Origin of the sequence: Calidithermus roseus (genome assembly GCF_003574095.1) — a bacterium.
Classification (GTDB): domain Bacteria; phylum Deinococcota; class Deinococci; order Deinococcales; family Thermaceae; genus Calidithermus; species Calidithermus roseus.
Genome location: NZ_QWLA01000099.1, coordinates 1 through 9781 on the forward strand (window position 1 = coordinate 1; position 9781 = coordinate 9781).

General features: G+C 65.5%; 10 protein-coding genes. 3 read left to right on the top strand and 7 right to left on the bottom strand.

Annotated elements, in window-relative coordinates; all coding sequences use genetic code 11:
- Positions 1 to 160 precede the first annotated feature (160 nt).
- Positions 161 to 1024 carry a metal ABC transporter substrate-binding protein gene (locus Mrose_RS16810; protein ID WP_182482884.1) on the bottom strand — a complete coding sequence of 288 codons (864 nt, stop codon included), beginning with the start codon at positions 1022 to 1024 and terminating at the stop codon, positions 161 to 163.
- 84 nt (positions 1025 to 1108) lie between these two features.
- Here Mrose_RS16810 and Mrose_RS16815 point away from each other — a divergent pair, with 84 nt between their 5' ends.
- The 3 genes from Mrose_RS16815 (at position 1109) to Mrose_RS16825 (ending at position 2834) form a co-directional block, all read left to right on the top strand.
- A complete protein-coding gene (locus Mrose_RS16815; RefSeq protein ID WP_119280227.1) occupies positions 1109 to 1483 on the top strand; it encodes a Fur family transcriptional regulator in 375 nt (124 codons plus the stop codon).
- An 89-nt stretch (positions 1484 to 1572) separates the two neighbouring features.
- The gene (locus Mrose_RS16820) at positions 1573 to 2310 is read left to right on the top strand and encodes a hypothetical protein (RefSeq protein ID WP_119280236.1); all 738 of its coding nucleotides are present in this window, start codon (positions 1573 to 1575) and stop codon (positions 2308 to 2310) included.
- A gap of 131 nt (positions 2311 to 2441) precedes the next feature.
- Entirely contained in the window at positions 2442 to 2834 is a 393-nt protein-coding gene (locus Mrose_RS16825) for a hypothetical protein (RefSeq protein WP_119280238.1), read from the top strand.
- Here the strand turns inward: Mrose_RS16825 and Mrose_RS16830 are convergent.
- From Mrose_RS16830 to Mrose_RS16855, 6 genes are all read right to left on the bottom strand, one after another.
- Complete coding sequence (locus Mrose_RS16830) at positions 2794 to 3687, bottom strand: AEC family transporter (protein WP_119280240.1); 894 nt, start codon at positions 3685 to 3687, stop codon at positions 2794 to 2796. The two genes, Mrose_RS16825 and Mrose_RS16830, sit on opposite strands and share 41 nt — an antisense overlap.
- A 48-nt stretch (positions 3688 to 3735) precedes the next feature.
- Positions 3736 to 5475, bottom strand: a complete 1740-nt coding sequence (locus tag Mrose_RS16835; RefSeq protein ID WP_245970006.1) for a ribonuclease J — start codon at positions 5473 to 5475, stop codon at positions 3736 to 3738.
- Between the two features lie 287 nt (positions 5476 to 5762).
- On the bottom strand, positions 5763 to 6422 hold the full coding sequence (locus Mrose_RS16840) for a nucleoside/nucleotide kinase family protein (RefSeq protein WP_119280244.1): 660 nt from the start codon (positions 6420 to 6422) through the stop codon (positions 5763 to 5765).
- A gap of 9 nt (positions 6423 to 6431) precedes the next feature.
- Positions 6432 to 8576, bottom strand: coding sequence for a polyribonucleotide nucleotidyltransferase (gene pnp, locus Mrose_RS16845; protein ID WP_119280246.1), 2145 nt, complete (start codon positions 8574 to 8576; stop codon positions 6432 to 6434).
- A gap of 138 nt (positions 8577 to 8714) precedes the next feature.
- On the bottom strand, positions 8715 to 8984 hold the full coding sequence (rpsO, locus tag Mrose_RS16850) for a 30S ribosomal protein S15 (protein ID WP_119280248.1): 270 nt from the start codon (positions 8982 to 8984) through the stop codon (positions 8715 to 8717).
- Between the two features lie 232 nt (positions 8985 to 9216).
- Positions 9217 to 9781, bottom strand: a 565-nt coding sequence (locus tag Mrose_RS16855; protein ID WP_182482885.1) for a BBE domain-containing protein, incomplete at its 5' end; no start/stop codon positions are given.

The window sequence follows — 9781 nt, forward strand, 5'->3', positions numbered from 1 at the left end:
CACCCCAGCAGCCCCTGCCCCCACCACCAGCACGTCCAGACGTTCCACGCTTCCTCCGTGATTGTGGGGGCCTGCCGCCCCCGTTTCGCCTTTCGATCAGCCTACCGCCGCCAGGCCCCAGGCACCGCGCCCAGGCTTTCAGTGTCGAACCCCACCAGACTCAGCGAAACGCTTCGCACACCGCCTTGCCGTTGGCGCGGATCAACTTGAGGTAGGTGTTTACGTTCGCGTCGAAGGCGTCGGAGTAGATCAGCCTGACCCTGGCCCCGGTGGCCTCGGCCAGCGCTCTGGCTTCGGCCTGGGGGAACTGGGGCTCGGCGAAGACCACTTTCACCCCCTGCTTCTTCATCTCCTGGGCCAGCCTGGCGAAGCGCTGCGGGCCGCGCTCCTGGCCGGCGAAGTCGGCGATGGACCCGACGCTGGTGATCTGGTAGTGGCGCAGGAAGTAGCCCAGGGCCTCGTGCTGCGAGACCAGCTTGCGCCTAGAGGGGGGAATGGGCTCGAGGCAGGCCAGCACCTCGGCGTCGGCCTTCTTGATCTCGGCGATGTAGCGGCTGGCGTTGGCGGCATAGGTGGTCTTGCCCGCCGGGTCGAGCTGGCTCAGCGTGTCGCGGATTTTCTCCACGTAGCGCACCCCGTAGGTGGGGTCGAGCCAGAGGTGGGGGTCATACCCGCCGTGGGCGTGTTCCTCGGCCTTGATCAGCTTAGGCATCCCCTCGGCCAACTCGACCACTCTGGCCCCTTTGGGGAGCTGGGCTTGCAGTTTCTCGAGGAAGGGCTCGAGCCCCAACCCGTTGGCGAAGAGCACCCGGGCACCGGCGATCTCCCGGATGAGTGAGGGTTTGGGCTCGAAGCTGTGGGGATCGCTGGTACCCGGCACTACCTGGCTGAGCTGGACCCGGTTGCCGCCGACGCTCTTGACCATGTCGGCGATCACGCCTATGGTAGCCGCCACCTTGACCTGGGCCGAGGCGATACCGAAGCCGATTACTGCGAGTATGAGCGTGAGTTGAAACATGCGCATGGCTTCCTCCTGGCAAACTGCAACACCCCATATTGATAATGATTTATCACTCTTGTCAAGGGTGAGTTCTGCTATCCTGAGGGCATGGAGCGTTCAACCCGGCAACGGCAGGCCATTCGCGCGGCCCTGCGGGAAGCCAACCGGCCCCTATCCCCAGGGGAGATCCTCGAGTACGCCCGTCAGCAGGTTCCGGGCCTGGGCATCGCCACCGTTTACCGCACCATCAACGCCTTGGTAGAAGAGGGCAGCGTGGTGGCGGTGGAGCTGCCCGGCGAGGCTGCCCGCTACGAGATGGCGGGCAAGAGTCACCACCACCACTTCCACTGCACCTCTTGTGGCAAGGTTTTCGAGCTGATGGGCTGCCCCGGCGACCTCTCCTGGCTGGTTCCGCCGGGTTTCCACGCCGAGAAGCACGAGATCGTGCTCTACGGGAGCTGCCCTAACTGCCCTGGCGCTTGAGTAAGGGTCTTTGTGCAAGGAGCAGCCAGAGTTCGGTCAGGCTCCGGTAAGACCTCGTGGCTAGAGTCGGGACCATAGGAGGTCACCCGATGCTCAGGCAGTTTTATTTCCCCGATCAGTTCAGCGAGCTATTGAACCGCCTCGAGGCTCGTCTCGAGCAGTCTGAGGACCAGGAACTGCGCTTGCTTGGAACGCAACTGCGGCTGCTGGCTCGTGGTTTTTGGGACCTTTCGGATGAGCCCGCTCCGGAGGCCGCCCCCCTCGAGCTGCGCTTTCTGGGTCAGTCCAAGGCGCTATTGGAGCAGAAGCTCTTTCCCATCCGCTTGCGCTTTGCCGAGTTGCTCACCGCGCTAGCTCTGCACCCCGAAGGCTGTAGTTGTGAGCAACTGACCCTGCTGGTCTACGGCGAGGGCGGAAACCCCAACTGCTGCAAGACTGAGCTGTGCCGCCTGCGTGACCAGATGCCCATCTCCAGCCGCCCCTACCGGCTGGAGATCCCCTTCCGTGCCGACTTTCTCGAGCTGCGTGAGCTGCTGGCGGCGGGCCGGGTCGAGGAGGCGGTGGCGCTCTACCAGGGGCCGCTGCTGCCCAATTCCGAAGCGCCGGTGGTGGTGGAAGTGCGCGAGACCCTCGAGGAGGCCCTGCGCCAGGCCGTGCTGGTGTGCGGCGAGGTGGACGTGCTGTGGAAGCTGGCAGGGCGGATGAAGGACGATCTCGAGCTGTGGGAGAAAACCCTCCACAGCCTCGGACGCCGCGACCCCCGCTGGCCCATCGCCTACGCCCACAGCGCCCGGCTGTGGCGCGACTTCAAAGCGGCGCGGGCTTGACGCGCCGTCGTGCGTCGTATGCGAGACGCCCAACGCCCCTTCTCACCTCCCAAGGGACATCTCTACGAGCCACGCGCCTGCTCGCCCCCTGGCTCATGGCCTTCCTAACTTCACCCCCTAAACTCAGAGCCATGCCCTGGCTGCTGCTGTTGGTTTTTGTGCTGAGCGGCTGCACCTATACCTTCTTGCCCCTCGAGCCCGAGCGTGTACCGTTTCCCCAGCGCCCCAGCCTCACGGGGACGCTGACGGAGAACGGGAAAACCGTGATCGCCCAACTCGAGGTGCGCCGGATGCCCAAACCTGGCTACATCGAGCTCAGGTGGTATTTGGAGGAGACCATTCTGGCCGAGCGCTCGCTGTGGGCGGAGGGCCCCAGGAAGTACCGGCTCGAGCTGCCCCGGCCCCAGGAGGGCTATTACCGGCTGATCGTGCTGATCGAAAACGCCCCGTTGCTGCAACTCGACTTAGGTACGCCCAACCTGCCTAGCCCACCCCCACAGCCAGAAGAACCAGCGGGATCGTGAGAAAAGCCAGCACGCTCGAGAGCACCACGCTGCGGGCGGCTCTGGGTGCGTCCCCGCCGAACTCGGCCACCACCATGAAGGCGTTGACCGCGATGGGCATGGCGCTTTGCAGGGCTAAAACCTGAATGTCGATGCGCTCGAGCCCCAGCAGGTGCCCGGCTCCAATCGCCAGGGCGGGAGCCACTAGCAGCCGCAGCCCGGAGGCCAGTAGCTCGAAGCCGCCGATTTGAACAGGGTTTTTGGCGATCTGGATGCCCAGGGTGAGCAGCATCAAGGGGATGCAGGCCTGTCCCACCAGGTGAATCCCGGCCTCGAGGTTGAAAGGGAATTCGAGCCCCAGCGCCTTGAAGGCCAATCCCCCGGCCAGCGCCCAGAACATCGGCAGCTTGAGGGTGAAGACCAGGCTCTGCGTCGGGTTGCCCCCGCGCAGGAAGGCCGGGATGATCCCGAACATCAGCACGCTGGAGGCGATGAAGTAGACCACAGCCCGCTCGAGGCCCTCCTGCCCCAGCGCGAACAGCGCCATGGAGAGCCCCATGTTGCCCGAGTTGGGGGAGAGCGCAGCGGTGACAAGGGTCTTGGCCGTGGGCCTGGGGAGCCGGGTCGCCGCCCCGATCAGCCAGGACAGCAGGCCCAAGGCCGCATAGGCCAGGGCAAAGCCCAGCGTGAGGCCCCACACGCTGCCGCTGCCCAGGCGCGCGTTGTACATGGCATCGAAGATCAGCGCCGGGACCAGCAGGTGCAGGATGATGCGCGAGAGCGTGGGCGCGTCGATCTCGAAGCGCCGCCCCACCACGTAGCCCAGCACCACGATCAGGGCGACGGGGAGCACGGTGTTGAGGAGGGCACTCATAAATGCAATAGGGGCGCACGTCGGTGCGCCCCTACGATACCCTATGCTTCAGCTCTCGATCACCATGGGGATGATCACAGGGTCGCGGCCCGTGGCCTTGCGCAGGAACTTCTTGGCCGGGTAGTAGATGTCGTCGCGGATGACCTCGAGCGGCTTCTTCTCCCGCACGCCCTGGTAGATGGCGTCGAAGGCGATCTTGCGCACCTCGCCCAGCAGTCTCTCCCCGGCCTTGACAAAGCCCTTGGAGACCACTTCCACGTGGGGTTCGCGGTGGTTGACCAGTGCCGTGATCACCACCACACCCTCAGCGGCCATGTGGTTGCGGTCGGCCAGGATCTCGTCGGTGATGTCGCCTACGCCCAGTCCGTCGACGTAGAGGGCTCCGCTGGGCACCTTGCCACTGATCTCGAAGGTATCGGGGGTAAGCTTGACCACGTCGCCGTTCTCGGCGATGAGGATTTTTTCCGGGGGCTGGCCCATGGCCTCGGCTAGCCACTTGAAGTTGGTCTGCTGGCGCACCTCGCCGTGCCAGGGCAGGAAGAATTTGGGCTGCACCAGGTTGAGGATGATCTTGAGCTCTTCCTGCGAGCCGTGCCCTGAGGCGTGAACGCGGTAGGTGGGCGGGAAGAAGACCTGGGCCCCCAGCGCGTAAAGCCGGTTGATCACGGTGTTCACCGCCTCCTCGTTACCAGGGATGGGGCTGGAGGAGAGGATCACCGTGTCGCCGGGCTTGATGGCCATCTTCTGGTGCGTGCCCGAGGCCAGGCGCGAGAGCACCGCTTCAGGCTGGCCCTGCGAGCCGGTGGTGATGACCAGGATCTGCGAGTCGTCGAGGCTGTCGAGTTCCTCGAGGCTGTAGAGCCGGTCGCGCACGCTGAGGTAACCCAGGTCCAGGGCGATGCGGGCGAACTTGACCATGCTGCGCCCTTCCACCGCCACCTTGCGCCCGTAGTGCTCAGCGGCCTTGATCACGCTCTGGATGCGGTGGATGTGCGAGGCAAAGGTGGTCACGAAGACCCGTCCTTTGGCCTTGCCGATGATCGCGTCGAGGCCCTTGGCCACCTCGGCCTCGCTGGGGGTGAAGCCGGGTCGCTCAGCGTTGGTGGAGTCGGCGATGAGCAGCAGCACACCCTCGGCCCCGGCCTGGGCCAGCTTGGCCAGGTGGCTGGGCTTGCCGTCGACTGGGGTGGGGTCGAGCTTGAAGTCGCCGGTGTGCACCACCTTCCCCACGGGCGTGTGGATGACCATGCCCGAGTTGTCGGGGATGGAGTGGGTCATGCGGAAGAGGTCGACGGTGAAGTAGCGCCCGATCTGGATGCGGTCGTCGGGGGAGACCTCACGGAAGTTGAAATCTCCTACCTTGAAGCCGAACTCCTCGAGCTTGCCCTTGACCAGCCCCAGCGTCAGCCGCGCCCCATAGACCGGGACTTTGGGCAACTGAGAGAAGAGGTAAGGCAGGGCTCCGATGTGGTCTTCGTGGCCGTGGGTCAGCACCCAGCCCTTGATCTTGTCGGCGTTCTGGATGAGGTAGTCGATGCGCGGGATCAGCAGGTCCACGCCCAGCATGTGCTCATCGGGGAAGGCCAGGCCGCCGTCGATCACCAGGATCTCGTCCTGGAAGCGGAAGGCGAACATGTTCTTGCCGATCTCGCCCATCCCTCCCAGTGGGATGATCTCGAGGTGCCCCCCCGCCGGGGCCAGCAGCACCGGCCCGCTGGGCCTGGGCTTGGGTCTGCGCTTACGCGGGCGGCCAGGGGTATACGAAGTCGTCGTCGTGTTGTGATCCATGAAAAACTCCATTTATTCCGCGTGGCGGGCCATTCTCGCGGCCAGTCACGTCGTATCCGAGTCCAGAATGTGCCTCATGACCGAGGCTCCTAAGTGAGAGATTAGCAGATTTGATAGCGATATGAAATAGCAGGGGCTACGCTCTGGGGTCCGTGGTCGATAGCCGATAGCCGAACGCCGGGCGCGGGTCGTACGTCGTACGTCCTACGCAATACGCAAGACGCCTTAGCCCTTGACTCTCGACGCCGGCGGGGAGGGGTGAACTACGAGCCACAAGCCACTGGCTCTCAGTCTACGGCCACGAAGTACGGGGCGGTTAGGTTCTCGTTGTTGATCACCACGCTGGCGTGGGCTTTGGGGTTGCACTCGCTGAGGTAGAGCTTCTGGCCCTCGACGTAGCGGCGGTTGGACTCGGCGTGAGGGTCGGGGGAGCCGTAGCCGGGGCCGCGCTGGGCGCCGCGGGGGATGGAGACTTCGAAGCCGACCTCGAGGAAGACCGAGTAGTCCCAGTAGCCCCGCAGCTCGGGCCGGTGGAGGAAGATGCCGTCGAAGATGAGGATGGAGCCGGGGAGGGCCTCCTCGAGCGGCGCCTCGACCGGGGCGTCGCTGGCGTGGTCGAAGGCGGCGCGGCGGAAGCGGCGGGAGCCGCCCGGGCTCAGCGGGTCGAGCAGCACCTCCTTGAGCTTGGCGTAGTCGTAGGAGTCGCGGAAGAAGCCCTCCGGCGAGCCCCGGCCCCGCCGGTAGCGCACCGCACGGGGGTTGTGGAAGCCGTCCACCGAGGCGCGGATGAGGGGGCGGCCGGAGGGCTGTAGGGCGTGGGCGAGTTCGTCGGCGAAGTGGGTTTTACCGGCGCCGTCCACGCCGTCCACGGCTACCCGCAGCACCTCGGTGGCGGGCAGCTCCAGGATGGCGGCGGCGACCTGTCGCAACAGGGCCTGGCGTTCCATGCCGTGCCTTCAGCGCTTGACCGGGGGCTTGCGCGGGGGGATCTTGCCCTCGAGTTCGGGCCGGATCACGTCCACGCGGCCTTTCTCGTCGATGGTGTGGACCTTGACCCGGACGGTGTCGCCCATCTTGAGGTAGTCCTCAACCCGCTCCACCCGGCCCTCGGCGATCTGGCTGATGTGCAGCAGGCCGTCGGTGCCGGGGAATAGCGTCACGAAGGCGCCGAAAGGGGTGATGCGGCTGACGGTGGCCTCGTAAATCTCGCCGACCTTGACCTCCTGGGTCACGCCCTGGATGCGCCGCAGGGCCTCCTGGGCGGCGGCGGCATTGGCCGAGAAGATGCGCACGGTGCCGTCTTGTTCGATGTCGATCTCGACGCCGAGCTCTTCCAGCGCCCGCACGTTCTTGCCGCCGGGACCGATCACCGCGCCGATCTTCTCGGGTGAGATCTTGATGCTCAGGATGCGCGGCACCTGGGGCTTGAGTTCGGGGCGGGGGGCCGGGAGCACCTCGGCCATCCTGCTCAGGATGTGCAATCGGGCTTCGCGGGCTTGCTGGAGTGCGGCGCGCATGAGCTCGGGGGAGATCCCGGCGATCTTGATGTCCATCTGGAGGGCGGTGATGCCCGCAGAGGTGCCGGTCACCTTGAAGTCCATGTCTCCCAGGGCGTCTTCCAGGCCCAGGATGTCGGTGAGCACCACGGCCTGCTCACCCTCCTTCACCAGGCCCATCGCCACCCCCGCCACGGGGCGCTTGATGGGCACGCCCGCGTCCATCAAGGCCAGGCAGCCCGCGCAGACCGTGGCCATCGAGCTCGAGCCGTTGGACTCCAGCACGTCCCCCACCACGCGGATGGTGTAGGGGAACTCCTCCTTGCTGGGCAGCACGGCCTTGAGGGCCCGCTTGGCCAGGTTGCCGTGCCCCACCTCGCGGCGGCTCACCCCGCGCAGGCGCTTGACCTCGCCGGTGGAGTAGGGCGGGAAGTTGTAGTGCACCAAGAAGGGGTCCTCGGTGTCGAGGCCCAGGTCATCGACGAGCTGGGCGTCGCGCCCGGTGCCCAGGGTGACCGTGCCGAGCACCTGGGTCTCGCCGCGGGTGAAGATGGCCGAGCCGTGGGCGCGGGGCAGCACGTCGGTCTCGATCCAGATGTTGCGCACGTCCTTGGGCCCACGGCCGTCGGCGCGCTTGCCCTCCTCGAGGATCAGCCGGCGCAGTTCCTTCTTGACCACGTCCTCGAAGGCCTTGTGGGCCAGCTTGCGCCGGGCTTCGTCCACCGTTCCGTCGGGCAGGGCGGGCACGAAAGCTTCCACCAGCTCCTTCTCGAAGGCTTCCAGCGCCGCGCTGCGCTCGCCTTTAGAGGCCGTCTGCAGCACGCTCGAGAGCCCCCGCTCCAGGGCCAGGGCCTTGAGGGCGGCGGCCTCCTCGTCGCTGAGCTTTTCCGGCTCGGCTACGCTGAACTTCTCCTTGCCCAGCTCGGCTCGCATTTGCTCCTGCAGGGCGATGATGGGCTGCATGGCCTTGTGGGCGAACTCGAGGGCCTGCACCAGCTGGTCGTCGGGGATCTCCTCAGCTCCGGCTTCGACCATGATGATTGCGTCCTTGGAGCCCGCTACCACCAGCTCGAGCTGGCTATCTTCGGCAGCGGTGGGGTTGAGCACGAAGCGCCCGTTCTGCATCCCCACCCGCACGCAGGCGATGGGCCCGGCCCAGGGGATGTCGGAGAGGGTGAGCGCGGCGCTGGCGGCGATGGGCCCCAGGATGTCGGGGGTGTTCTCCTGGTCGGCGGAGAGCACGGTCAGGATGACCTGGACTTCGTGGCGGAAGCCCTTGGGGAACAGGGGCCGGATGGGGCGGTCGGTGAGGCGGGCCGAGAGGATGGCCTTCTCGCCCGGCCTACCCTCACGCCGCATGAAGGAGCCGGGTATCTTGCCCACGGCGTAGTGGCGCTCCTCAAACTCGACCGTCAGCGGCAAGAAGTCGGCCTCGATGGGCTCTTGTGAGGCCTGGGCGGTCGCCATGACGATGGTCTGGCCGTAGCGCACCCACACCGAGCCCGAGACCTGTTTGGCGTACTTGCCGGTCTCGATGCTCAGGGTGCGACCGGCGAGCTCGAGGCTGTAGACCTTTCCAGCGGGGGTATTGGCACTTGATCCCATAATCTCTACCTTTTATCCAGTCATTAGCTTAACGGACAACGGAACCGGAGTTACCGGTTCCGTGTCTCATTCTCAGATCGAATGGTGGCTCGAGTCTTGGCCCAAGCGAAACCGGGCCGCGCAGCCCGAGTCTGGGGTTTACTTGCGCAGGCCAAGCTTCTCGATGAGCGCCTTGTAGGCATCCTTGTTGGACTGCTCGAGGTACTTCAGCAGGCGGCGGCGCTTGCCCACGAGCACCAGCAGCCCCCGGTGGGAGTGGTGGTCGTTGCGGTTCTTGGCCAGGTGCTCCGAGAGGCGGTTGATGCGCTCGGTGAGCAGGGCCACCTGCACTTCAGTAGAGCCGGTGTCGTTGGCGCTCTTGGCGTGGGTGGCGATGATGCTGGACTTGACTTCCTTCGTAAGAGCCATGTTTTCCTCCGTCAGGCAGGGAGACGCTCGTGCGGCTGGGCCTCTCCCCCCTCGTAGGCCGGGTGAGCCCGGCCAAACCTTCGTGAGTGTAGCGGGTAGCGCTTGCTGAGTCAATATCGAGCCCTGGCCTTCTGGCCCCGCATTCCACTTTAGGCATGGTGCGCTACAAGATGGCCGAAATCGGTGGATGAGCGTATCGAGTTGCTCGAGGGAGGGCTGTACCGCAGGAGATCTAAGGGAGGCTAACCGGGATGCTCTGGGGGAAGTTGAAGACGTTGTGGGGGTCGTACTTCTTCTTCACCTCGACCAACCGGGGCAGGTTGGGGCCGTAATAGGCTTGCAGGTAGTCGGAGAGGTTGCTGTCGACATAGTTGACGTAGGCCCCCACGGTATGGGGCAGCAGGGCGTTGCGGAAGTCCCTGATCCAGTCGATGGTTTCCTGGCCGTCTTCTGCAGCGGCCCAGAAACCGTCGTACTGCACGATGAAGCGGGCCTGGCGTAGGTAGATGGCGCTCGAGGCTGGGTCAATTTGAGCCGCCCGGCCCCCGCCGCCCAGCAGTTGCACCATCGACGGCTGCACGGGGGGCTGCTCGAGCGGGGGGACGTTCTCGAGGTAGTGCTTGAGGATGCCGATGGCCTCGGCGTTGAAAGGCTGCATGGCCGCTGCCGAGGTGCTCTTGTAGATCTGCTGGTCGTCGTGGACGATCACGTCCCACACCGGATCCTCGGGGTTGACGCTCTTGCCCCCCTCACCGTAGAAGAGCCGGGTGGCGATGTTGAAGGGGAGGGGCTGGATG